This is a genomic window from Brevibacterium rongguiense, assembly GCF_009857845.1.
In the GTDB taxonomy this organism is placed as follows: Bacteria; Actinomycetota; Actinomycetes; order Actinomycetales; family Brevibacteriaceae; genus Brevibacterium; species Brevibacterium rongguiense.
Genome location: NZ_WWEQ01000025.1, coordinates 12,621 through 34,802, shown reverse-complemented (window position 1 = coordinate 34,802; position 22,182 = coordinate 12,621). Strand labels below are relative to the sequence as shown.

Annotated in this window: 22 protein-coding genes and 1 pseudogene; 14 read left to right on the top strand and 9 right to left on the bottom strand. The window is 73.3% G+C overall.

Going from position 1 to position 22,182, the window contains the following annotated elements; translation table 11 throughout:
* The first annotated feature begins 1 nt into the window (after position 1).
* The 7 genes and pseudogenes from GSY69_RS07460 to GSY69_RS07430 all read left to right on the top strand — a co-directional run bounded on the left by GSY69_RS07460 (position 2) and on the right by GSY69_RS07430 (position 9,492).
* Positions 2–1,372 carry a hypothetical protein gene (locus tag GSY69_RS07460; protein ID WP_160953241.1) on the top strand — a complete coding sequence of 457 codons (1,371 nt, stop codon included), beginning with the start codon at positions 2–4 and terminating at the stop codon, positions 1,370–1,372.
* 43 nt (positions 1,373–1,415) lie between these two features.
* A pseudogene (locus GSY69_RS07455) lies at positions 1,416–3,832 on the top strand (ATP-binding cassette domain-containing protein).
* Positions 3,829–4,314, top strand: coding sequence for a fluoride efflux transporter FluC (locus GSY69_RS07450; protein ID WP_328698798.1), 486 nt, complete (start codon positions 3,829–3,831; stop codon positions 4,312–4,314). Before GSY69_RS07455 ends, GSY69_RS07450 begins: the two are co-directional and overlap by 4 nt.
* Positions 4,311–4,724: a fluoride efflux transporter FluC gene (locus GSY69_RS07445; protein WP_268527114.1), complete on the top strand. Its 414-nt coding sequence runs from the start codon at positions 4,311–4,313 to the stop codon at positions 4,722–4,724. Before GSY69_RS07450 ends, GSY69_RS07445 begins: the two co-directional genes overlap by 4 nt.
* 124 nt (positions 4,725–4,848) lie before the next feature.
* Positions 4,849–6,972, top strand: coding sequence for a potassium transporter Kup (locus GSY69_RS07440; protein WP_268527111.1), 2,124 nt, complete (start codon positions 4,849–4,851; stop codon positions 6,970–6,972).
* A gap of 34 nt (positions 6,973–7,006) precedes the next feature.
* Positions 7,007–7,783: an NAD-dependent epimerase/dehydratase family protein gene (locus GSY69_RS07435; protein WP_160953240.1), complete on the top strand. Its 777-nt coding sequence runs from the start codon at positions 7,007–7,009 to the stop codon at positions 7,781–7,783.
* Between the two features lie 86 nt (positions 7,784–7,869).
* A complete protein-coding gene (locus GSY69_RS07430) occupies positions 7,870–9,492 on the top strand; it encodes a long-chain-fatty-acid--CoA ligase (protein WP_160953239.1) in 1,623 nt (540 codons plus the stop codon).
* Here GSY69_RS07430 and GSY69_RS07425 read toward each other — a convergent pair.
* The 5 genes from GSY69_RS07425 to GSY69_RS07405 all read right to left on the bottom strand — a co-directional run bounded on the left by GSY69_RS07425 (position 9,479) and on the right by GSY69_RS07405 (position 12,312).
* On the bottom strand, positions 9,479–9,949 hold the full coding sequence (locus GSY69_RS07425; RefSeq protein WP_160953238.1) for an SRPBCC family protein: 471 nt from the start codon (positions 9,947–9,949) through the stop codon (positions 9,479–9,481). The genes GSY69_RS07430 and GSY69_RS07425 overlap by 14 nt on opposite strands.
* Positions 9,950–9,989: 40 nt before the next feature.
* Entirely contained in the window at positions 9,990–10,664 is a 675-nt protein-coding gene (locus GSY69_RS07420; protein ID WP_160953237.1) for an NAD(P)H-binding protein, read from the bottom strand.
* A 93-nt stretch (positions 10,665–10,757) separates the two neighbouring features.
* Positions 10,758–11,003 (bottom strand): DUF2630 family protein, encoded by a 246-nt coding sequence (locus GSY69_RS07415; protein WP_160953236.1) that lies wholly within the window; start codon positions 11,001–11,003, stop codon positions 10,758–10,760.
* Between the two features lie 28 nt (positions 11,004–11,031).
* Positions 11,032–11,553 (bottom strand): O-acetyl-ADP-ribose deacetylase, encoded by a 522-nt coding sequence (locus GSY69_RS07410; RefSeq protein ID WP_160953235.1) that lies wholly within the window; start codon positions 11,551–11,553, stop codon positions 11,032–11,034.
* Positions 11,554–11,571: 18 nt separating this feature from the next.
* Positions 11,572–12,312 (bottom strand): DUF3152 domain-containing protein, encoded by a 741-nt coding sequence (locus GSY69_RS07405; RefSeq protein WP_160953234.1) that lies wholly within the window; start codon positions 12,310–12,312, stop codon positions 11,572–11,574.
* Between the two features lie 89 nt (positions 12,313–12,401).
* Between GSY69_RS07405 and GSY69_RS07400 the strand changes: the two genes are divergently transcribed.
* The 3 genes from GSY69_RS07400 to GSY69_RS07390 all read left to right on the top strand — a co-directional run bounded on the left by GSY69_RS07400 (position 12,402) and on the right by GSY69_RS07390 (position 13,974).
* The gene (locus GSY69_RS07400) at positions 12,402–12,857 is read left to right on the top strand and encodes a rhodanese-like domain-containing protein (protein ID WP_160953233.1); all 456 of its coding nucleotides are present in this window, start codon (positions 12,402–12,404) and stop codon (positions 12,855–12,857) included.
* Between the two features lie 83 nt (positions 12,858–12,940).
* Positions 12,941–13,603 carry a hypothetical protein gene (locus GSY69_RS07395; RefSeq protein ID WP_160953232.1) on the top strand — a complete coding sequence of 221 codons (663 nt, stop codon included), beginning with the start codon at positions 12,941–12,943 and terminating at the stop codon, positions 13,601–13,603.
* A gap of 29 nt (positions 13,604–13,632) precedes the next feature.
* Positions 13,633–13,974, top strand: coding sequence for a plasmid stabilization protein (locus GSY69_RS07390; RefSeq protein ID WP_160953231.1), 342 nt, complete (start codon positions 13,633–13,635; stop codon positions 13,972–13,974).
* Between the two features lie 172 nt (positions 13,975–14,146).
* On the opposite strand, the gene GSY69_RS07385 is transcribed toward GSY69_RS07390, so the two are convergent.
* Positions 14,147–14,881, bottom strand: coding sequence for a TetR/AcrR family transcriptional regulator (locus tag GSY69_RS07385; protein WP_160953230.1), 735 nt, complete (start codon positions 14,879–14,881; stop codon positions 14,147–14,149).
* A gap of 87 nt (positions 14,882–14,968) precedes the next feature.
* Between GSY69_RS07385 and GSY69_RS07380 the strand changes: the two genes are divergently transcribed.
* Both GSY69_RS07380 and GSY69_RS07375 read left to right on the top strand, forming a co-directional pair.
* The gene (locus GSY69_RS07380; protein ID WP_160953229.1) at positions 14,969–16,726 is read left to right on the top strand and encodes an oleate hydratase; all 1,758 of its coding nucleotides are present in this window, start codon (positions 14,969–14,971) and stop codon (positions 16,724–16,726) included.
* Between the two features lie 33 nt (positions 16,727–16,759).
* Positions 16,760–17,485, top strand: coding sequence for a mismatch-specific DNA-glycosylase (locus GSY69_RS07375; protein ID WP_160953228.1), 726 nt, complete (start codon positions 16,760–16,762; stop codon positions 17,483–17,485).
* A 10-nt stretch (positions 17,486–17,495) separates the two neighbouring features.
* Here GSY69_RS07375 and GSY69_RS07370 read toward each other — a convergent pair whose 3' ends face one another.
* From GSY69_RS07370 to GSY69_RS07360, 3 genes are all read right to left on the bottom strand, one after another.
* Positions 17,496–18,869: a DUF2254 family protein gene (locus GSY69_RS07370; RefSeq protein ID WP_328698797.1), complete on the bottom strand. Its 1,374-nt coding sequence runs from the start codon at positions 18,867–18,869 to the stop codon at positions 17,496–17,498.
* Positions 18,870–18,978: 109 nt separating this feature from the next.
* Positions 18,979–19,839, bottom strand: coding sequence for a 3-hydroxyacyl-CoA dehydrogenase (locus GSY69_RS07365; protein WP_160953227.1), 861 nt, complete (start codon positions 19,837–19,839; stop codon positions 18,979–18,981).
* 196 nt (positions 19,840–20,035) lie between these two features.
* Complete coding sequence (locus GSY69_RS07360; RefSeq protein ID WP_160953226.1) at positions 20,036–20,650, bottom strand: HhH-GDP family DNA glycosylase; 615 nt, start codon at positions 20,648–20,650, stop codon at positions 20,036–20,038.
* A gap of 71 nt (positions 20,651–20,721) precedes the next feature.
* Here GSY69_RS07360 and GSY69_RS07355 point away from each other — a divergent pair, with 71 nt between their 5' ends.
* Positions 20,722–21,297 (top strand): 1-acyl-sn-glycerol-3-phosphate acyltransferase, encoded by a 576-nt coding sequence (locus GSY69_RS07355; RefSeq protein WP_160953225.1) that lies wholly within the window; start codon positions 20,722–20,724, stop codon positions 21,295–21,297.
* 46 nt (positions 21,298–21,343) lie between these two features.
* Positions 21,344–22,180: an SDR family oxidoreductase gene (locus GSY69_RS07350; RefSeq protein ID WP_160953224.1), complete on the top strand. Its 837-nt coding sequence runs from the start codon at positions 21,344–21,346 to the stop codon at positions 22,178–22,180.
* The last annotated feature ends 2 nt before the right edge of the window (positions 22,181–22,182 follow it).

Below are 22,182 nucleotides of genomic sequence, written 5' to 3'. Positions count from 1 at the left end.
CATGACATCGCGCAACCGCCCGCGGCGCACGGCGGCGGCCGCGGCGCTCGCGCTGGCCCTGGCGGGCCTGGCCGCGCCGGCCTCGGCGAGCACGGGCCATACCCACCCCGCCGCCAGCACAGCCACCCCAACCGCGCCAGCAGCCGACGCGACCGCCGCCACCGCCGGGCCGACCGCGGCCACGGCGACCACGAACGCACCCGCCGGCGAGCACCCCACCTCGCCCCACGCGGGCTCCTGGAAGCCCACGCAATACGACACGTGCTCGGCCAAGCTCCACGACTCCTACCAGGTCATCGCGCCCGACGGCATGAAGTACGAGGGCTGGCACCCCAGCAGCGTGACCGACCCGGCCACGGGCAAGCGCTGCACCTTCGGCCACGAGCACGGAGACGACCCGAAGACCTCGAAGATCTACCAGTGGGTCATCGGCAAGCTCGGCGGCGAGACGAACGGCATCCCCTTCGGCTACGCGGCAGCCCAGACGGACCTCGCCACAGGCGGGGCGCTCCCCCACCGGCACGAGGACGACCCCGGCCAGAAGGTCATCGTGCGCAACGACGTCAAGCAGCTGCGCGCCGACCGCACGGGATACGCGAAGGGCGCCGACGGCAAGCCGATCGTGTGCAGCTACCTCATGAAGATGCACCAGGGCTCGCACTCATCGGATGCGCTGAAGAACAACGCCCACGAGCTCCTCTACGCCGCGCGCTGCTCCGACGGCACCGAGCTCATGGTCGACACCCTCGCCCTCTTCGGCCAGCCCAATCAGTTCCAGGAGAACTGCTCGGACACGATCGTGAAGACCACCGGCTCCCAGCTGCCGGCCTCGAAGGCCGGCAAGCGTCTCATCCCGAACACGGACTGCGTGCAGAAGTACGTGCAGTCCGGCCCCAAGGCCTCCTCCGACGTGTGGGGCGTCTACGAGAACTGGCAGGCGGAGAGCACCATCACCGGGCCCGATGGGAAGGCGAAGGCGAGCTTCGACCCGTGGTTCGGCGTGCGCAACCCCTCCCGGGTCGGCAGCGGCTCGGACGGCGTGCCCACGGCCAGCCTCTACACCTCGGCGACCAACGCCTACCCGTGGTCGACGATGGACGGGCCGCTCGAGCAGCAGGACCCCGCGAGCCCCTTCAACGGCGCCCAGCGCGACGTCTACGTCCACAACACGACCGTGGCCAACGCGGGCGGGCCCACCACGTGGTACACGGACGCCTACGGCAACAATGCGAGCGACAAGCCGTTCGCCGGCTCGGTCAAGCAGTACGTCTCCGCCACCTCGAACACCGGGCTGCCGGAGCTCGAGCGGCGCGCCTACGGCTTCTCCACCGACTACGGCTCCAAGGGCTCGGGGGTGCACGCGCCCAACTGACGCACACCGCGGGCGGCCTCGGCGCCCCCGCTACCATGGCCCCATGCACCCCGCCGATTCCCATGACGCCATCACGGTGTCCGGGGCCCGGGTGAACAACCTCGACTCCGTGAGCCTGTCGCTGCCCAAGCGCAGGCTCACGGTCGTCACGGGGGTCTCCGGCTCCGGCAAGAGCTCGCTGGTCTTCGGCACGATCGCGGCCGAATCGCAGCGGCTCATCAACGAGACCTACAGCGCGTTCCTGCAGGGGCTCATGCCCAACCTCGACCGCCCGGACGTCGACGCGCTGGGCGGGCTCACCACCGCCATCGCGGTCGACCAGGAGCCCATGGGCGCCAACCCCCGCTCCACCGTCGGCACGGCCACGGACGCGCTGGCCTATCTGCGCGTGCTCTACTCCCGCCTGGCGAAGCCCCACATCGGCGGGCCCGGCGCCTACTCGTTCAACGTCGCCTCCGTCAGCGCCGCGGGCGCCATGACCGTCAAGCGCGGGGACGCCCCGCGGGCCACGAAGACGACGTACACCCGCACCGGCGGCATGTGCCCGCGCTGCGAGGGCATGGGCTCGGTGACCGACCTCGACCTCGCGGAGCTCTTCGACGAGACCCGCTCGCTCAACGACGGCGCACTCACCGTCCCCGGCTACACCGCGGGCGGCTGGAACCACCGCCCTACGCCGAATCGGGCCTCGTCGACCCGGACCGCCCCATCCGCGACTACACGGACCGCCAGCGCCACGACCTCCTGTACAAGGAGGCCACGCGGATGAAGATCGCGGGCATCAACATGACCTACGAGGGCCTCATCCCCCGCCTGCGAGGCTCGATGCTCGCCAAGGACCGAGCGGCCATGCAGCCCCACATCCGCGCGTTCGTCGACCGCGCGGTCACCTACCGCACCTGCCCGGACTGCCACGGCACGCGCCTGGCCGAGGCGGCCCGCACCTCGCTCATCGCCGGGCGCAGCATCGGCGACCTCGCGGCCATGCAGCTGACCGATCTGGCCGACTGGATCGCCGCGCTCGACGCGCCGCAGGCCGCCCCCCTGCTGGCCGCGCTCGGCGAGCTGCTCGCGGCGTTCCGCGAGATCGGGCTGGGCTACCTCTCGCTCGACCGCCCCACCGCGACGCTCTCCGGCGGCGAGGCCCAGCGCACGAAGATGGTCCGCCACCTGGGCTCGGCCCTCACCGATGTCACGTACGTCTTCGACGAGCCCACCGCGGGCCTGCACCCGGCCGACATCGAGGCGCTGAGCGCCCTGCTGCTGCGCCTGCGCGACCACGGCAGCACCGTGCTCGTCGTCGAGCACCGGCCGGAGATCATCGCCGCCGCGGACCACTGCGTCGAGCTGGGGCCGGGCGCCGGGCCGGACGGCGGCCGGATCTGCTTCGAGGGCACCCCCGAACGGCTCGCGGCCTCGGACACCCCCACCGGGCGCAGCCTCCACACCGCAGTCCGGCTCAAGGACCGGGTCCGGACGCCGCAGGGCGCCATCGAGGTGCGCGCCGCCCGCGCGCACAACCTCGCCGACGTCGACGTCGACCTCCCCCTGGGCGCGCTCGTCGCCGTCACCGGCGTCGCGGGCTCCGGCAAGAGCTCGCTCATCGCCGAGGCGCTCGCCGGGCCCGCCCGCGGGCGCGCCGAACTGCTCGACCAGAGCCCCCTCACGGGCTCGCGGCGGTCCAATCCCGCCACGTACACGGGCCTGCTCGAGCCCCTGCGCAAGGCGTTCGCCAAGGCCAACGGCGTGAAGGCCGCGCTCTTCAGCGCCAATTCCGAGGGCGCCTGCCCCGTGTGCGGGGGCGCCGGGGTCGTCGTCACGGACCTCGCGCTCATGTCCCAGGTGGCCACCGTCTGCGAGGAGTGCGAGGGGCTGCGCTACCGGCCCGAGGTCCTCGCCTACGAGCTGGGCGGCCTCAGCATCGCCCAGGTGCTCGCGCTGCCCGCCGCCGAGGCGCTGGCCTGGGCCCGCGACCTCGCACCGGGGGTGCCGGCCGCTGTGCGCATCCTCGAGCGCCTCGTGCGGGTGGGGCTGGGCTACGTGCGGGTGGGCCAGCCGCTGAACTCCCTGTCCGGCGGCGAGCGCCAGCGCCTCAGGCTCGCCGTCCAGCTGGCCTCCGACGCCGCCGTCCTCATCCTCGACGAGCCCACGAGCGGGCTCCACCTGGCCGATATCGGGGGCCTGCTCGCCCTCCTCGACGACCTCGTCGACGCGGGCCGCTCCGTCATCGTCGTCGAGCACCACCAGGCCGTCATCGCCCACGCGGACTGGGTCATCGACCTGGGCCCCGGCGCCGGGGCCGCCGGCGGCCGGGTGGTCTTCGAGGGCACCCCGGCCGAGCTCGCCGCCGTGGGAGCCGGAGCGCAGGCCGCGCCGACGGCCCGGCACCTGGCGCGGGCCCTCGCCGGTGACCAGTGGGGCGGCGGGCAGTGGGGCGACGGGCAGTGGGGCGCGCCGTGAGCGGGTCCGTGCGCCCACCCCACCTGCGGCTGCGCTTCCTCGCACTCGTCTGCGCGGGGGGCGCTGCTGGCACCGCGCTGCGCGCCGGGCTCACCCTGGCCGTGCCCCACCTGGGCCGCGTCCCGCTCGCGATCCTCACCGCCAACCTCGTGGGCGCCTTCGCGCTCGGCTGGCTGCTCGAGGCGCTGGCGCTGCGCGGCCCCGACGAGGGGCCCCGCCGCGCGGCGCGCCTGGGGCTGGGCACCGGCCTCATCGGCAGCTTCACCACCTACAGCGCCCTGAGCGCAGACACCGCGGCCCTGTTGGGCGCTGCCAGCCCCGCCGAGGTGCTCGCGGGCCTGGCCTACGGCCTCGGCAGCGTCCTGGCCGGCCTCGCGGCCGCGTTCGCGGGCATCGCCTGCGCCGCCGCCCTGCACCGCCGCCGCACCGACGCCACGGAACGAACAGGGGGCGCCGGCGGCCCGGGCGGGGGGCAGCCGTGACCACCCTGCTGTTCGCGCTCACCGCGCTGGCGGGCGGCTGCGGGGCGGTGGCGCGCTTCGCCCTCGACGGTGCGATCCGCGCCCGCCTGACGAGCGAGGGCCGCTCGCGGCTGGCTGGCGCGCTGCCCTGGGGCACCGTCCTCATCAACGTGTCCGGCTCATTCGCCCTGGGCGCGCTCGCGGGCCTCGCCGCCTCCGGCGCGGCCGCCGCGTGGCACGCACCCGCGCTCACGGCCGTGCTGGGCACAGGCTTCCTGGGCGGCTTCACGACGTTCTCCACCGCGTGCGTCGAGACGGTGCGCCTCCTGCAGGAGGGGCGCTGGCGCGCGAGCGCCGCGAACGGCCTGGGCGTCCTGGTGGCGGGCACGGCCGCGGCGGCGGCGGGCCTGTCCCTGGGCACCGCACTCTGAGCGCCGCGCTCCGAACACCGCGCTCTGGACGCCGCCGCCGCGCGGGCGAGCACCACAGGTCCCGCGGACCCCCATCGACGCCCGCAATTGAAAATGGCCCCCCGCGGTGACATGATCACGCATCGTGAGTACTGATTCGGGCACCGACCCGATGGATGCCTCGGGAGCGAACACCGCCCCCGCCGAACCGGCGGCGGCCGACCAGCCGCCCGCACCGGACCCAGCGCAGGCGACCCCGGCGGCCCAGGCGGCACAGGCCCCGCCCACGGAGACCTCGGCGGCAGGCGCAGCACAGGCCCCGCCCGCCCGCGCGGGCTGCAGCACCGCCGGCCTCGACGCCGTGGGCGCTCCGGAGGACCACCCCCGGCACACCTCGCCGCTCCTCGTCCTCATCATCGGGGCCATGGGCGTGGTCTTCGGCGACATCGGCACGTCCCCGCTGTACTCGCTGCAGACGGTCTTCAGCGTCCACCACAACTCCGTCGACCCCAGCGAGCAGGACGTCCTGGGCGTCATCTCGATGGTGCTGTGGTGCATCATGCTCATCGTCTCGTTCACCTACGTGGGCCTCATCCTGCGCGCCGACAACCAGGGCGAGGGCGGCATCCTCTCGCTGGCCGCGCTCATCGGCCGCAAGCTCGGCAAGCGCTCGAGCCGGGCCTCCGCGGCGCTCATCCTCGCCGTCATCGGCGCCTCCCTGTTCTACGGCGACTCGCTCATCACCCCCGCGATCTCCGTCATGAGCTCGATCGAGGGCCTCGAGGTGGCCAACCCCGCCTTCGCCGAGTACGTCGTCCCGGCCGCCATCGTCGTCCTCACCGCGCTCTTCGCCGTCCAGCGCTGGGGCACCGGGTTCATCGGCCGGGCGTTCGGGCCCATCATGATCGCCTGGTTCGTCGTCATCGCGGCACTCGGCGTGCCCCAGATCGTGGCCAACCCCTCGATCCTGCGCGCGGTCTCGCCCACGTACGCGCTCGCCTTCGCCATCGACCGCCCGTTCGTCGCGTTCATCGCGATCGGCGCGGTGGTGCTCTCCGTCACCGGCGTCGAGGCGCTGTACGCGGACATGGGCCACTTCGGCCGCCGCCCCATCATGCTCGCCTGGTTCTGCCTCATCTGCCCGGCGCTGCTGCTCAACTACTTCGGCCAGGGGGCCATGATCCTGCGGCACCCGGATGCGATCGACAACCCGTTCTTCCACCTCGCCCCGGACTGGGCGCGCATCCCGCTCGTGGTGCTGGCCACGTGCGCCACCGTCATCGCCTCCCAGGCGGTCATCTCCGGGGCCTTCTCCGTCTCCCGCCAGGCCACCCGGCTCTCCCTGCTCCCGCGCCTCAAGGTCATCCAGACCTCCAGGCGCGAGGGCGGGCAGATCTACATGCCCGCCGTCAACGCGGGCCTGTTCCTGGGCGTCCTCGCACTCATCCTGTCGTTCAAGTCCTCGGAGGCCCTTGCCTCGGCCTACGGCCTGTCCGTCACCGGCACGCTCATCCTCGAGCTCTCGCTCTTCCTGCTGCTCGCGCAGGCGGTGTGGAAGTGGAACCTCGCCGCCGTCATCGCGGTGGGCGCCGTGATCGGCGGGGTCGAGCTCTCCCTCTTCGCGGCCAACGTCGTCAAGGTGGCCTCCGGCGGCTGGCTGCCCCTGCTCATCGCCAGCGTCATCATCGTCGTCATGACCACCTGGCTGCGCGGCTCGCGGATCATGTTCGGCCGCCGTGCGGACATGGAGGGGCCCATCGACGACTTCGTCGAGGAGGTCCACGAGCGCGGCATCTCCCGCGTCCCGGGCGTCGCGGTCTACCCGCACGGCGATCCGACGACCGCGCCGCTGGCCCTGCGCCGCAACGTGGAGTTCAACCACGTCCTCCACGAGCACGTCGTCATCCTCACGATCAAGCACCTGGGCGTGCCGCACGTGCGCCGCGAGAGCCGCGTCGTCATCACCGACCTGGGCCGGCCCGGCGACGGCATCGTCCACGTGTACTACCGGGTGGGCTTCAACGACTCCCAGGACGTCCCCCGCGCCCTGCGACAGGCGGTGGGCCGCAGCGCCGAGCTCGACTTCGACGCCTCGGATGCGCGCTACGTGCTCTCCGTCTTCCGCATCGAGCCGGGCGAGGACACGTGCATGCCGCGCTGGCAGAAGTTCCTCTTCCGGGTCCTGGAGAAGGCCTCGACGAACCGGACCCAGGCGCTGCACCTGCCGGGTTCGCGCACGATCGTCATGGGAGCCTCCGCAGAACTCTGAGCGCGCAGCCCGCCCCGGGTGCCACAATGGGGCGATGACCGCTGCGAAGACCGTCCTCATCACCGGCGCCACGGGCGGCGTGGGCTCCGTGCTCGCCGCGGCCCTCGACGCGGACTACCGCGTCATCCGCCACGCGCACTCACACCAGGAGGGCCGCGAGGACCTGCGGGTGGCCGACCTGGCCGACCTCGAGGCGCTGTGCAGGATCATGGACGGCGTCGACGCCGTCGTCCACCTCGCCGGTGCCGCCTCCCCGGAGTCCGAGTGGGAGGCCGTGCTCGACGCGAACATCGTGGGCTCGCGCAACGTCTTCGAAGCCGCCCGGCGCTCCGGTGTGCCGCGGATCGTCTACGCCTCGTCCAATCACGCGATGGGGATGTACGACCGGTTCGAGCAGTGGCCGGTCTACGCCAGCCAGGTGCCGCGCGGCGATTCGCTCTACGGCGTCTCGAAGATCTTCGGCGAGGCGCTCGGGCGGTACTACCACGACGCCTACGGGCTCGAGTTCATCGCGCTGCGGATCGGCTGGATGTCGGAGAACCCGCTGGCCACCGACGTGGACGTGCTGCGCGCCATGTGGCTCTCGCCCGCGGACATGGTGCGCGTCTTCCGCGCAGCCCTCGAGGCGGATGCGTCGTGCGGTGCGTTCTACGCGATCTCCGACAACCCGAATCGGCGCTGGGACATGACCGACACGATGCTCGAGCTGGGCTACCGCCCGCAGGACTCGTGGACGGACCTGCCGGGCGCCTCGGAGCACGTGGTCCTTGGCGGTGCCGATGCCCCCGAGGATTGGCCCAAGGGCTCCTGACCGGGCCGGCGCACAGCCGGCCGCACGATCCCGGCGATACAGCACTCCCAGCAGCACAGCACTCCCAGCAGAGCAAAGGAGCTCGCATGGTCGCCTCCCCCGCCCCGACCCACGACCCCGCCGAGGCAGGCCTCGCGGCCGACGGCACGATTCCCGCCGCCCTGCGCCGCGGGCACTGGATGAACCTCCTGCGCCTCCACGCCGCGGTGGAACCGGATGGCGTGGCCGTGCGGTTCGAGGGCGCGGACACGACCTGGAGCGGCCTGGCGGCGGCGATGGAGGCAGGAGCGGCCGCGCTGAGCAGGCGCGGGGTGGGCCCCGGCGACCGCGTCCTCCTGCTCGGGCTCAACCGGCCGGAGTACGTGGAGGCGCTGCTGGCCATCCACGCGCTCGGGGCCATCGCGGTGCCCATCAACGTGCGCCTCGCGCCGCCGGAGATCGCCTACATCGTCGACGATGCGGATGCGGACCTGCTGCTGGCCGATGCCGTCTTCGCGCCCGCCGTCGACGCGGTGCGCGGGCTCACCGGCCGGCTGCGCGAGGTCGTGTGGCTCGACGCCGCGCCGGAGGCGGCGGCCGGCGGAGGCGAGGACGCCGCGTGGCCCGCCCTCGTCGCCCAGGGCACCGAGGGATTCGCCGCGCCGGACGTGGCCGAGGACGCCACCGCGCTCATCATGTACACCTCGGGCACCACCGGCCGCCCCAAGGGCGCGATGCTCGACCACCTCAACATGCTCGCCCAGGTGCGCACCTCGCAGCTGACCTCCGAGCCGCCGAGCGCCGACGATGTCATGTACCTCTCCGCGCCGCTGTTCCACATCGCCGGGACCGCGAACCTCATCGCGGCGATCGTCAACCGCGTGCGGGTGGTCCTCCACCCGCTGGGCACGTTCGACCCCGTCGCGGTGGTCGAGGCGTACGAGCGGGAGGGTGCGACGACCGCGTTCAACGTGCCGCAGCAGTGGCAGGCGATCTGCGCCGTGCCCGGCGTGCGCGAGCGCCGCCTGCGGCTGCGCACCATCAGCTGGGGCGCCGCACCCGCCTCCCCCACCCTGCTGCGGCTCATGGCCGAGACGTTTCCCCAGGCGCTCATCGTCGCGGCCTTCGGGCAGACGGAGATGTCGCCGGTGACCTGCGTGCTGCGCGGGGAGGAGGCGCTCGAGCGGATCGGCTCGGTGGGCCGGCCCGTCCCGTGGATCGCCGCGCGCGTGGTGGATCCCGCGATGGAGGACGTGGCGCCGGGCGAGGTGGGCGAGATCGTCTACCGCGGGCCCACGCTCATGCGCGGCTACTGGCGGCGCCCGGACGCAACAGCGGAGGCGTTCGCTGGGGGCTGGTTCCACTCCGGCGACCTCGTGCGCCAGGACGCCGACGGCTATGTCTGGGTCGTCGACCGGGTCAAGGACATGATCATCTCCGGTGGGGAGAACATCTACTGCACGGAGGTGGAGAACGAGCTCTTCGCCCACCCGGCCGTGCTCGAGGCCGCCGTCTGGGGCCGGCCCGATGAGCGCTGGGGCGAGGTGCCGGCGGCCGGCGTCGTGCTGCGCGAGGGGCACTCGCTGGGCATCGAGGAGCTGCGCGCCTGGCTCGAGGGGCGCCTGGCGCACTTCAAGATCCCCCGCGAGCTCCACATCGTCGACGCGCTGCCGCGCAACGCCTCCGGCAAGGTCCGCAAGGTGGAGCTGCGCGGCCTCACCGAGCGCTGAGCAGCCCGGCCAGTCCCCGCTGCCCGGCGGCCATCACCCGGCCGTGGGACAGCCGTGCCGCCGGCCGGGCCAGCGCCAGGAGGACCCGGTCGGACTCCACGTCCCAGCGCAGGTCGACGCGGGTCGCGCACACGGAGCCCGAGGCGGTGGCCGGCACCGCGCGCAGGCGCACCCGGGCGGTGCCGCTCAGGTCGCCGACGGCGCGCAGCACGGCCGCCTCCGGCGCTCGCACCGCGGAGGCGGTGAGCTCGAAGCGCAGGTCGGCGCCCAATGGGGTGCGCACGGTGAGCGCGGCCGTGCGGCCGAGGCCGCGGGCATCGCCCGCGGCCAGCGGCTGGGACACGGCGATGCCCGGCCACCACTGCGGCCAGGCGGCCAGGTCCGCGAGTGCCGCCCACACCTCGGCGGGGGCGGCGGCGAAGTGCCAGCGGGTGGAGAACCGGAAGCGGCTCAGCACTGCGTGCGGCGCACCGCGGCCTGGCGCTGCGCCCGGTGCCTCACTCGGCCAGCGCCTCGGCGATGGGCGTGTCTCCGTCGTAGAAGTTCACGGTCCGACGACTGGCGGCCCCCGAATCGAGGACGTAGGCGATGACGGCGGCGACGTTGTCGCGCGACGTCTCCTTCTTCACGTCCTGCTCCGGCTCGCCCTGGGCATCGGCCAGTGCGATCCGGCCGGTGCCGGGCTCGAGCGTGAGCATCCCCGGGCCCAGGATCGTGTAGTCGAGCTCGGTCTCCTTCAGGCGCGCGTCCGCGTCGTGCTTGGCCTTGGCGTAGGGGTAGAACGAGTCGTCCTCGCTCAGGGAGTCGACGTCGACGCCTGCTCGGGAGTAGGAGACGATGACGAACCGCTCGACGCCCGCGGCGCGTGCGGCGTCCATCGAGCGCACGGCGCCCTCGTAGTCGACGGCGTGGGTGCGCTCGGGCGACCCACCGCCGGCGCCCGCGGAGAAGACGACCGCGGCGGCGCCCGCGAAGGCGGCCTGCAGGTCCTCGACTGTGGCGGTCTCGATGTCGAGCACGACGGGGGTGGCCTGGGCCGCCTCGACATCGGCCGACTGCTCGGGCTTGCGGATGAGCGAGTCGACGCTCCAGCCGGCCTCGGCCAGCTTGGGCGCGCTCAGCAGCGCGATCTTGCCGTGTCCGCCGACGATGACGGCCTTCTTCTCAGCCATGGCAACCTCCTGTGCTCGCATGCATGGGCTGCCTGGCACAACACCGCTGGGCGCGCAGTATTCCGCGCGTGCGGCTGCGGGCGCTCGGGGCGCTCAGCTGCGGTAGTCCTCGACCTCGGCCGCCGAGCGCTCACGGGCCCCGTCCGGGTTCTCGCCGAACTCGCGGCGGGCCCGGCGCTGGCGCAGCAGGTCCCAGCAGCGGTCGAGCTGGACCTCGATGCCCTTGAGCTCGGAGGTCTCCTGCTCCGGCGAGAGCGTGCCGTCCTGCACCGCCTGGCGCAGCTCCTGCTCGCGCTCGACGAGTTCGTTGATGGTCGTCTGGATGTCCTTGTCAGCCATGGTGCAATCATCCCACACGCGCGGGCGGCTACGCGTCGAGCTGAGCCCGGAAGGCGGCCTCGGCGGAGGCGCCGAACGGCACGAAGACGACCTCGCGGACCGTGCCCTCCACCTGCGGCGCGGTGGCGAGGACGGTCTCCACGGCGATCCGCGCGGCGTCGTCCATCGGCCAGCCGTAGATGCCCGCGGAGATGGCGGGGAAGGCGATCGACTCCGCCCCCACCTCCGCGGCGGCCAACAGCGCATTGCGGTAGCAGGCGGCGAGGAGGTGCGAGCGGTCCTCCTTCTTGGCGAAGACCGGGCCCACCGTGTGGATGACCCAGCGGGCCGGCAGCTTCCCCGCCGTCGTGGCGACGGCCTGGCCGGTGGGCAGGCCGTCCGGGTAGGCCGTGGCCCGCAGCTCCTTGCAGGCGGTGAGGATCTCCGGGCCACCGCGGCGGTGGATGGCGCCGTCCACGCCGCCGCCGCCCAGCAGCGTGGAATTCGCGGCGTTGACGACCGCGTCCGTGTCGATCTGCGTGATGTCGCCTGGCTCGATGCGGATGTCCATCCGCTCACTGTAGGCACCTCAGCGCTGCGCGGGCCACCCGTTCGCGCGGCATCCCTGGAGCGAGATCGACTGCTGCTGCATGACCGGGGCGAGCCTGCCCCGGCCCGGGCACTTCTCGTGGCCGTGCCCCAGGGCGTGGCCCACCTCGTGGCTGACGAGGTAGGTCCGATACTGGGCCAGGCTGTCGAACTCGGGGGTCGCGGCGAGCCAGCGTCGGGCGTTGAACACGACGTTGTCGCCGTTGCGGCAGGACAGCTCCCCGTCGGTGGTGGCGGGCGCGCACAGCCTGTCGACGGTCGACGGCGCGGCGATGTTGATCGTGACCTTGGCCTTGGACTGGCTGCTGACCTGCGCGAACGCCACGTGGTCGAGGCGCTGCCAGCCGCGGCGGTCCTGCAGCGTCGTCATGATGAACGACGCGGCCTCCTGTGCGTCGATCGGCAGGCCGTCCTCGACGCGGATGAAGACGGGGAAAGCGCGGCCCTGCGCATTGGCCCGCTTCGTCTCCCCCAGCGCGGCCCACCGGCCGCTGCCCTTCTCCGGCACCCCGTCGGCCGCGTGGGTGGACAGCCCGGTGGGCGCCGAGGCGCTCGGCGCCGCGAGCTGTTCCGGCTCGGCCTCCGCATCCCCGGGCCCGGCTCCGCGGGCGACCGCGGCCCACAGCACTCCGGCGGCCACGAGGAGGAGCGCGCAGACCGCGGCGCAGGCGGCGATGAGGCGGCGCCGGCGGATCACCGCGCTCGGGGGCTTCTCGGACATGGGGCAAGGCTACGGGGGCCGGTGGGCACCCCGCGCTTTTCGGAAGGAGTGGGAGCACCGCGGGCGGGGGCGGGGTGTACGGTGCCGGGATGGCAGCGAACGACTCACCGCCCGCATCGCCCGCGGCGGGCACCTCCGAGCCCACCGCCCCGGGTGCCATGGCCCTGCTCGCGCGGGCGCGGGCCGGCATCGAGCGGCTCAGCCCGCAGGAGGCCCTGGCGGAGCAGGGTGCAGGCGCCCTCATCGTCGACGTCCGCACGGAGGCCCACCGCCGCAGCGCCGCCCACATCCCCGGCGCCCTCGTCATCGACCTCACCGTGCTGCCATGGCGCCTGGACCCCGCGTTCGCGTGGCGCATCCCGGAGGCGCGCAGCCTCGATCAGCGCTGGATCATCGTGTGCCGCCACGGCTACTCCTCCGCACTGGCGGCCTTCAGCCTGCGCCAGATGGGCCTGCACCGGGCCGCGGACATCGACGGCGGCTTCGAGGCCTGGGCCGCCGCGGGCCTGCCCCTCACCCACGAGCCCGCCGACGTGCGGGAGTGACGCCGCCGCCGGCGCGGACTAGGGTCGGAGACGAACACCGGCCACCCACGGGCCCACGGGCCCGCACACCCAAGGAGGAACCCATGAGCGATCACGCGGAGAAGACCAAGGAGCGCATCCTCGCAAGCCCCGCCCCGCGCGATATCGAGTGGACCCACTTCATCACGATGTGGGAGAACTACGCGGACCGTGTCGAGCAGGAGTCCGGGGACCGCCTGGCCGTCGACATGAACGGCCACCGCCAGGTCTTCCGCCGCCAGCACGACGGCCTCGTGGGCATCGAGGACATCGAGCACGCCCGCCACCTCTTCGCGAAGCACGAGTCGACCGAGGGCACCGGCCGCCTGTTCGTCGTCACGCTGACGGAGGAGGACGCGCGGTTCTACGACTTCGACCTCAGCGCCCACGACGTGGAGGTCGACGCGCACGAGCACGAGAAGAACCCGGACTCGCGCGGCCACCATATGCGCACGGTGGAGAAGAAGACCGGCCGGGACGACGAGAACGACCTCAAGCGCTTCTTCGACGACCTCGTCGCGGACCTCAATAGGGACGCCGCGGGCCGCGACTTCGTGCTGCTGGGCCACGGCACCGGCAAGTCCAATGCCGCGCAGGCGTTCGCGGAGTACCTGGAGAAGGGCAGCCACCCGCTCCACGCGCACGTCGTCGCGGTGGGCGACATCGACCTGAGCGCCGCCGGCGAGCCGGAGATCGAGAAGAAGGCCCAGGAGCTCGCCGGGCGCTGAGCGCGCCGGCCAGCGGGAAGGGAGCGGCCATGCCCCAGCAGCCGTGGAGTGACAAGCGCGAGCGGCAGTACGAGCACATCCGCGACAGCCTCGAGCAGCGCGGCCGCTCCGAGGACACCGCGGAGGAGATCGCCGCGCGCACCGTGAACAAGGAGCGCGCCCAGGAGGGCGAGGCGAAGGACGCCTCGCGCACCTCGACGCAGGACATGTCCCCGTCGAAGCGCGGGGGCCAGCACTCGCACGAGGGCCCCCAGGGCCGCACCCGCGACCAGCTGTACGCCGACGCCAAGCGCCACGGCATCGAGGGCAGGCCTTCGATGGACAAGGCCGAACTCGAGCGCGCGGTGCACCGGGCCGAGCGGCGCGACTGAGGCGATGGCGCGCAGCACCGGGGCCAGCGAGGACCCCGCGGTTGAGGCCGGGCCGGTGCTGCGGGCCTCGCATTCGCACCTCTTCCGCGGGGCGCGCCTGCGCTGGCGGGCACGCGCCTGCCGGCCGTGCGGTGGGGCATCGAGCCGTTACCGGCCGGCGGCGGCTTCCGGGTCACCGAGCGGCTGACGCCCCGGCCACCACGAGGTCGATGAGCCGGCGCAGGACCACATCGATGTCCGCGCCGTCGATGCGCCCCTGCCGGGAGCGGTTGAGCTCGACGAGCACGCCGGTGACGATGAGGCGGGCACCGGTCGCCGCGGCATCGGTGCGGGAGTCGGGCTGGGCCGCTTGCCTGTCTTCCCGATCTGCTTCCTCCGCCCCCCGCAGCCGGGCGGCGATCTGGTCCTCGAGCGCCTCCACGTGGGCGAGCACCTGCTGACGGTGCGGCATGTCCGCGCCGAAGAGGATCTCGCGGGCGACCCACGTCGTGGGCTCGGGCCAGCGGCGCATGGCGGCGACGAACGGCGAGATAAGGTCCGCGATCTGCCCCGCGGTCTCCCCCGCCGCCAGACGGGTGCCGGATGCGCCGGGTACGCCGCGCCCAGGTCGCGGTGCCGCGGCCTGCGCCTCCTCGTGCCCGCCCCAGAGCGCCGCCGTGACCATCATGAGCAGCTCCGCCTTCGTCGCCGCGTGCTGGAAGACGGTCCCCTGGGCCACGTCCGCGGCCTGGGCCACCTCGCTCATCAAGGTGGCCTCGAAGCCGCGCTCCTCGAAGAGCGCGCGCGCCGCGGCGAGGATCCGCGCGCGCTTGTCCGCCTTGGCCCGCTCGCGCCTGCCCGGTGCCGGCGGCTCCCGCCCCGTCGTGGGCGATGTCCCTGCCGCCGCGGCCCCCTCAATCGTCGTCATTCTGCGATTGTAGTCCACTCAAAATTGAGTACACTCAATATTGAGGCCGGATGAGCCCCGTTCGGCACGCATCGGGAAGGACGGACCATGGAGCACACGGCAGGCAACTACGAGGCATTCGCGCGCCCCCGCCCCGCACGCCACGCGCAGGAGACGAAGGCGTACATCGTCGGCAGCGGCCTGGCCGGGCTCGCGGCGGCCGTCTTCCTCATCCGCGACGCCGGGGTCCCCGGCGCCAACGTCACGATCCTCGAGAAGGGCGACATCGCCGGTGGCGCGCTCGACGGCCTGGACGTCCCGGAGAAGGGCTTCGTCATCCGCGGCGGCCGCGAGCTGGAGAACCACATGGAGTGCCTGTGGGACATGATGCGCTCCATCCCCTCACTCGAGATCGACGGCGCCTCCGTGCTCGACGAGTTCTACTGGCTCAACAAGGACGACCCCAACTACTCGCTGCGCCGGGCCACCGTGCGCCAGGGCGAGGACGCGGGCCACGAGGGCCGCTTCGACCTGCCCAAGCGGGCGCAGAAGGACCTGCTGAAGATCTTTCTCGCCGAGCGCTCCGAGATGGAGGGCAAGCGCATCGACGAGGCGATGGGCCGCGAGTTCCTCGACTCCCCGTTCTGGATGTACTGGCGGACGATGTTCGCCTTCGAGGAGTGGCACTCGGCGCTCGAATTCAAGCTCTACCTCCACCGCTTCATCCACCACATCGGCGGGCTGCCGGACTTCACGGCGCTGAAGTTCACGAAGTACAACCAGTACGAGTCCTTCGTGCTGCCGCTCATGCACTACCTCACCGAGCACGGCGTCGTCTTCCGCTCCGGCACCGAGGTCCTCGATGTGGACTTCGCCCACCGCAACGGCGAGATCCGCGCCACCGCGATCCACTGCCGCCGCGCCGGCGCCGAGGAGACGATCGAGCTGGGCGAGCACGACCTCGCGCTCCTCACGATCGGCTCGCTCGTGGACAACTCCGATGACGGCGACCACCACACGCCCGCAGCCCTCAACGAGGGCCCGGCACCGGCCTGGGACCTGTGGAAGCGCATCGCGAAGAAGGACCCCGCCTTCGGCCGGCCCGAGGTGTTCTGCTCCTCGATCGAGGAGACGAAGTGGGAGTCGGCCACCGTCACGACGCTTGATGAGCGCATCCCCGCCTACATCGAGCGGATCGCCCAGCGCGACCCGTTCAGCGGCCGCGTGGTCACCGGCGGCATCGTCACCGCGGAGGACTCGAAGTGGCTGCTGAGCTGGACGGTCAACCGCCAGCCGCACTTCAAGAAGCAGCCGGCCGACCAGATCGTCGTGTGGGTCTACGGCCTGTTCGTCGATGTCGAGGGCGACTACGTGAAGAAGCCGCTGGCGCAGTGCACCGGCGAGGAGATCACCCAGGAGTGGCTCTACCACCTGGGCGTGCCCGTCGAGGAGATCCCGGAGCTCGCGGCGACCGGCGCCCGGTGCGTGCCGGTCATGATGCCCTACGTCACGAGCTTCTTCATGCCCCGTCGCGCCGGCGATCGCCCGCAGGTGGTGCCGGAGGGCGCGCAGAACTTCGCGTTCCTCGGCCAATTCGCGGAGACCGGCCGGGACACGATCTTCACGACCGAGTACTCGGTGCGCACGGGCATGGAGGCCGTCTACGAGCTCCTCGACGTGGAGCGCGGCGTGCCGGAGACCTGGGCCTCCACGTACGACGTGCGCGCGCTGCTCGAGGCCTCGGCCCGGATGCGCGACGGCAAGAAGGTCGAGATGCCCGGGCCGGCGGCGCTGCGCGGCTACCTGCGCGGCAGGCTCGAGCACGGGGAGATCGGCCAGCTCCTCGAGGAGCACGGCCTCATCTGAGACCGCTCCCGAGGCGCGCCTAGGCTGGTGGGCATGTCGCCTCCCGCTCCCCTCGGCCCCGAATCCGGTCTCCCCGCGCGCTGGCGGCCCTGGCGGCGGCCCTCGCCGCTGGGCGGCGCGCGGCCCACTCCCGCGCAGCTCGCCGCGGCGGCCGAGGGGCCGGTCCGCGACGATGTGCTCCCGCTGCCGGACGACGCGCAGTCCGCGGGCCGGGTCCGCCTGCTCATCGTGGGCATCAACCCGAGCCCGTGGACGACCGCGGTGAACGCGCCCTTCGCCCGGCCCGGCAACCGCTTCTGGCCCTCGCTCGCGGCGGCGGGCATCCTGCCGTGCACCGTCGATGCCTCGCGCGGGCTGAGCCCGGCCGACGAGCGCCTGCTCGCCGAGCGCGGCATCGGCATCGCCAACCTCGTGGGCCGCACCACGGCCCGCGCCGCCCAGCTGAAGCCCGCGGAGCTGCGCGCGGGCGGGCAGCGGCTGGCCCGGCGGACGGCCGTGCTGCGGCCCGGCGCCGTGGCGATCGTGGGCATCACCGCCTTCCGCACGGCCTTCGACCGGCCCGCGGCGGTGCTCGGCCGGCAGCCGGCCGCAGCCGACGACGGTGCGCCCTGGGTGCCCGGCTGGCCGCACGATGTGCCGCTGTGGGCGCTGCCGAACCCCAGCGGCCTCAACGCCCACGAGACCGCCGACACGCTGGCGGCGAAGTGGCGCGAGGTGTGGGCGGCCACGGGCGGTGCACCCGAGTCGGGGCGGGGCTGAGCGGCAGCGCTCAGGCCGGCGGGGCCTCGGCGGTCCCGGCGGCACGGCCCAGCCCCTGCGGGTCGGCGCACCCGGCGAGCCTGCGATCGAGCGGATCGGCCCACCACCGCTCGAGCCCGCGGTCGAGGACGGCGCGGCGCTCGGCCAGCGCCCCCCGCTGCCCGGGCTCGCACTGCGCGGCCAACGTGTCGAAGAGCGCCCGCAGGCGGCGCTGGATCTGCACGCTGCCGGTGCCGTACTGGCGGATCTCGTCCGTGGCCGCGGCCACGTAGTCGTCCCAGCTGCGGGTCCAGTCGCGCAGGACGGAGGCGTCGGGGTGGGCGGCGAGCAGCGCCTCGCGGGCGGCGATGTCCGGGGCGAGCTCGGCGAGGATGTCCTCGATCTCATCGAGTGCCTGGACGGCCCGGCTCGGGTCGTTGACCGCGGGCGAGAGCGCCTTGAGTGCGATGTCGACCATGGCGCGGATCGCGCCGAAGGGGCCGCTCGCGGGCGAGAGCACGTCGCCGAACGCCAGGACGGACTCGAGGGTGCGGCACTGCGCGCGGCTGGCCGGCGCGCTCGTGCGGAACAGCAGGCCCCCCACCGGCACGGGGGTGCCCAGGCTCGGGACGAGCTCGATGCGCACGCCCCAGGCGTCCTCGCAGTCGAGCAGGCGCGGGATGTTGACGGCCAGCACCACGTCCCCGCGCGGCGTGCGCCTGCGCCGCCGCACCGCATCGCCGCCGGCCGCGGTGCCCGTGGCCAGCTCCGCGGCGCGGGTGTGGAAGCGGGCGGGGTCGTAGCGCGAGGCCTCGCGCCCCTCGGCGGCGAGGCGGCGCAGCAGGCCGCCGGGGTTGAGCAGGCGGCACACGCGCACAACCACGGCGATGAACATGATGCCGCAGCCCGTCGTGATGATGACCGCCACGATGGTCGAGGCCCAGGGCCGGTACGCCTGACCGCCCACGGCGATCGAGAGCGCGATGAGCAGCGCATACGCGAACGCGCCCACGAAGCAGCCCAGCCCCCACTGGATGACGCGATCGCCCTGGAAGACCGGGGAGATGCGCACCGACAGGGCGGTCACTCCCAGGCTCATGGCCGCCGTCAGCGCGCTGAAGACCAGGCCGGCGAGCGTGACCATGGCCCCGGAGATGATGCCGAGCAGCGAGCCCACGGCGCCGGCGTCGAGGGGCGGGTAGGCCGTCAGCGGGGCCAGGACGCGATCGGCCAGGGGCAGCAGGAGGCCCAGCGCGAGGGCCGCGAGGAAGAGGCGGAGCGGAATGCCCCACATCGTGGGCACGCGCACGTGCCTGCACATCGCGGCCCACTCGCGGCGGTCGGCCGCGGTCTCCCGGCGGGTCTGGGCGGCCTCCCGGCCCTCGCCCCTCGGCGCTGCGCCCACACGGACCTCCCTGTCTGCGGCCCGCCCGGCGGCGTGCCCACCGCACGGGTGGCGCGGCACCTGAAGCCTACCGACGCGCGTGCGCCGTCACCACTGGGAGGCGGGCGGCTCAGGCCTGCGGGTCGTCGTAGAACCCGCCGCCCGCGCCGACGCCCAGGCGGCCGCGATCGATGTAGTGCTCCTTGAGCCACGCGGCGAGGCGCTGGCTGTGCTCATCGCCGCTGGCCAGGATGTTGTAGGCCGTGCCCAGCCCCACGACATCGTAGATCTGGAACGGTCCCATGGGAGCGCCCGTGGCGATCCGCCAGACGTTGTCGACGTCCTGGGGCTGCGCATAGCCGCCCGCGGCCAGGTCGAGGGCCGCGTTGAGGAAGGGCACGAGCAGCGAGTTGAGCACGTAGCCCGGGCGCTCCTTGAGCACGGGAATGGGCACCATGCCGATCTCCCGGGCGAACTCCACGACCGTGTCGAAGACGGCGGGGCTCGTGTCCGCGGTGCCCATGACCTCCGCGGTGTTGAACTTCCAGATCTGGTTGGCGAAGTGCAGGGCGAGGAACCGGTCGGGGCGCCCGGTGAAGTCCTTGATGTCGCTGGGCAGCAGCGTCGAGGAGTTCGTCGCGAAGATCGTGCGCTCGGGGGCGAGCGCCGCGAGCTTCTCGTAGGTCTCGCGCTTGATGTCGAGGCGCTCGGGGACGGCCTCGATGATGAGGTCGGCATTCCCCGCGGCCTGCGCGAGGTCCGTCGTCATCGTCAGGCGGTCGAGCGCGGCCTGCGTGCTCGCCTCGGTGGCGCCCTCGACCTCGGCGCGGTAGGCGGCGACGAGCGCGTCCAGCCGCTTGCGGCCGGCGGTCAGGGCCTCATCGCCGATGTCGTAGACGGTAACGTCGAAGCCGCGGTAGGCGGTCTGGTAGGCGATCTGCGTGCCGAGCACTCCGGCTCCCAGCACGGTGACGTGTGCGATCTGACTCATGGTGTCCCTCCTCGCTCAGCCGCCGCGGCGGCCGCGCATGCTCCATGCGCTCATTTTTGAGCGTACTCATTTTTATCCGCGCGGCAAGGGCACACGTCACAATCGGGCCCGGCTGGACGCGTCCGGGACTGTGGGCCGAGCAGGACCGGATCCCCAGTCCGGGCCCAGCAGTTCGTGCCCTGCGCGGTCGCGGGTCCTACTTCTGCAGCGCGCGGCGCACGAGCGCGGCGGCGAACTGCGCCCGGTCGGCAGGGGCGACGAGGCCGGCCAGCGCCTCGGGGTCGGCCGGCAGCCCCGCCCGGCGGGCGCCCTCGAGGGCCTTGGCGTCGAAGACCGGTTCCAGCGACCAGACCCCCTGGGCCTCGCGCAGGAAGATCTGCGCGCCCGCGGGTCCGATGCCGGGGAACGCCTGCAGCAGCCGGCCGAGGGCTGCGAGGTCTGCGCCCCCGTCGGCGCGGAGCCGGCGCAGGTCACCGCGGTAGTCCGCGAGCAGCTGCTCGGACATGGCGCGCAGCCGTGTGGCAGTGCTCTCGTCGTAGCGCCGGTAGCCCGCGCGGCCCAGAGCCGCCACGCGCTCAGCGCGCCCCGAGTCGCGCATGCGCGCGGGAGTGGTGAGGCCGGCGGCCCAGAGCTCGCGCGCCGCGGCGACCGCGATGTCCGCCCCGATCCGGGCGGACAGGAGGTTGGCGAGCACGAGCAGCTGGAAGAGGGGCGCCGGACGATCGGCCAGGCGGATCCCCGCCTGCTGGGCATACGTCGTGCCGTGCTCGTCCAGGAGGTCGCCCGCGATGCGGGCGGGGGGCTTCGCCATGGCGCCCACCCTAGGCCAGCCGCCCCGGACGCGAATAGGCCGCTGGCGGCGCGTCGCCTAGGGTGGGCGCCATGATTCGACGCCTGATCGCGCGCGGCTTCTGGCGCCTGAGCCCGTACACGCTGGCCACCGAGCCCGCCCCCAGCCGGCCCACCGTGCTGCTGGGCGCCCCGCACACCTCGAACTGGGACTTTCCGCTCATGCTGGCGATCGCGTGGCGCCTGGGCATCCACGTGCGCTGGCTGGGCAAGCACAGTTTGTTCGCGGGCTGGCGGGGGCCCATCATGCGCGCGCTCGGCGGGATCCCGGTGGACCGCTCGGACCCCAGCCGGATCGTCGCGCAGGTCGTGGCGCGGGTGCACGCCGGGGAGTCGTTCGGCATCGTCGTCACCCCCGACGGCACCCGCGGTGCTCACGAGCACTGGAAGTCCGGCTTCTACCGCATCGCCACCGAGGCCGGCATGCCCGTGACGCTGGGCTTCGTCGACAGCGCCACGAAGACCACGGGACTCGGCCCCACCATCGACCTCACCGGCGATGTGGCCGCAGACATGGACCGCATCCGCGCGTTCTACTCGGGCAAGGTCGGAATCCGCCCGCAGCTCACGGTCGAGCCGCGCCTGCGCGAGGAGCGCGCGTTCGACTGAGCGCGCGGTAGGATCGGCCCACATCCGCGCGGCACCAGGAGGAAGCATGGCCACAGGCGTCTGGCTCGTCACGGGAGCCTCGAAGGGCATGGGGCTGGAGATCGTCCGGGCGGCACTGGCCGCCGGCCACACGGTGGTGGGCACCTCGCGCTCGCCGGAGCGGCTGCGGGCGCAGGTCGAGGCGGGTGCGGACCGCTTCCGCGCCGTCGCCATGGACCTGGGCAGCGCCGAGAGCGCGCAGGCCACGGTCGATGCGGTCGTCGCCGAGTTCGGCCGCCTCGACGTGGTCGTCAACAATGCGGGCTATTCCCTGCTGGGGGCCGTGGAGGAGTTCTCTGATGCGGAGGTCGCCGCGAACTTCGAGGTGGACGTCTTCGGCCTGCTGCGGGTCACCCGCGCGGCGCTGGGCGCCATGCGCCGGCAGCGGAGCGGCATGATCGTGAATATGGCCTCGATCTCCGCGACCGTGACGAGCCCGGCGACCGGGCTCTACAGCGCCACGAAGGCGGCGGTGCTCATGCTCACGGAGGCGGTGGCCCAGGAGGCCGCCGAGTTCGGGGTGCGGGCCACGGCCGTGTGCCCCGGCGGCGTGCGCACGGACTTCCTCGACGCGTCGTCCTCACGGCGCCCGGCTGACACGATCGAGGACTACACGCAGGTCTCCCGCGCACTCGCGCAGCTCGACGGCCTCAACCACGCACAGGGCGGGGACCCCGCCCTCGTCGCGCGCGCGATCGTCGAGCTCGCGGACCTGCCGAACCCGCCCTCGCGCCTCTACCTGGGCCGCGATGCGCTCCACGCCGTGCGCGAGCAGTCCGCGCGGGTGCTGGCGAGCGCCGACGAGCACCGCGAGCTCTCGGAGAGCACCACTCGGCCCGCGTGAGC

What these genes read in the sequence shown, in the direction of transcription:
- GSY69_RS07460 (WP_160953241.1), top strand. Translation starts at nt 2, where the DNA reads ATGACATCGCGCAACCGCCCGCGGCGCACGGCGGCGGCCGCGGCGCTC.
- GSY69_RS07435 (WP_160953240.1), top strand. Translation starts at nt 7,007, where the DNA reads ATGACCGCTGCGAAGACCGTCCTCATCACCGGCGCCACGGGCGGCGTG.
- GSY69_RS07430 (WP_160953239.1), top strand. Translation starts at nt 7,870, where the DNA reads ATGGTCGCCTCCCCCGCCCCGACCCACGACCCCGCCGAGGCAGGCCTC.
- GSY69_RS07420 (WP_160953237.1), bottom strand. Translation starts at nt 10,664, where the DNA reads ATGGCTGAGAAGAAGGCCGTCATCGTCGGCGGACACGGCAAGATCGCG.
- GSY69_RS07415 (WP_160953236.1), bottom strand. Translation starts at nt 11,003, where the DNA reads ATGGCTGACAAGGACATCCAGACGACCATCAACGAACTCGTCGAGCGC.
- GSY69_RS07410 (WP_160953235.1), bottom strand. Translation starts at nt 11,553, where the DNA reads ATGGACATCCGCATCGAGCCAGGCGACATCACGCAGATCGACACGGAC.
- GSY69_RS07405 (WP_160953234.1), bottom strand. Translation starts at nt 12,312, where the DNA reads ATGTCCGAGAAGCCCCCGAGCGCGGTGATCCGCCGGCGCCGCCTCATC.
- GSY69_RS07400 (WP_160953233.1), top strand. Translation starts at nt 12,402, where the DNA reads ATGGCAGCGAACGACTCACCGCCCGCATCGCCCGCGGCGGGCACCTCC.
- GSY69_RS07395 (WP_160953232.1), top strand. Translation starts at nt 12,941, where the DNA reads ATGAGCGATCACGCGGAGAAGACCAAGGAGCGCATCCTCGCAAGCCCC.
- GSY69_RS07390 (WP_160953231.1), top strand. Translation starts at nt 13,633, where the DNA reads ATGCCCCAGCAGCCGTGGAGTGACAAGCGCGAGCGGCAGTACGAGCAC.
- GSY69_RS07385 (WP_160953230.1), bottom strand. Translation starts at nt 14,881, where the DNA reads ATGACGACGATTGAGGGGGCCGCGGCGGCAGGGACATCGCCCACGACG.
- GSY69_RS07380 (WP_160953229.1), top strand. Translation starts at nt 14,969, where the DNA reads ATGGAGCACACGGCAGGCAACTACGAGGCATTCGCGCGCCCCCGCCCC.
- GSY69_RS07375 (WP_160953228.1), top strand. Translation starts at nt 16,760, where the DNA reads ATGTCGCCTCCCGCTCCCCTCGGCCCCGAATCCGGTCTCCCCGCGCGC.
- GSY69_RS07365 (WP_160953227.1), bottom strand. Translation starts at nt 19,839, where the DNA reads ATGAGTCAGATCGCACACGTCACCGTGCTGGGAGCCGGAGTGCTCGGC.
- GSY69_RS07360 (WP_160953226.1), bottom strand. Translation starts at nt 20,650, where the DNA reads ATGGCGAAGCCCCCCGCCCGCATCGCGGGCGACCTCCTGGACGAGCAC.
- GSY69_RS07355 (WP_160953225.1), top strand. Translation starts at nt 20,722, where the DNA reads ATGATTCGACGCCTGATCGCGCGCGGCTTCTGGCGCCTGAGCCCGTAC.
- GSY69_RS07350 (WP_160953224.1), top strand. Translation starts at nt 21,344, where the DNA reads ATGGCCACAGGCGTCTGGCTCGTCACGGGAGCCTCGAAGGGCATGGGG.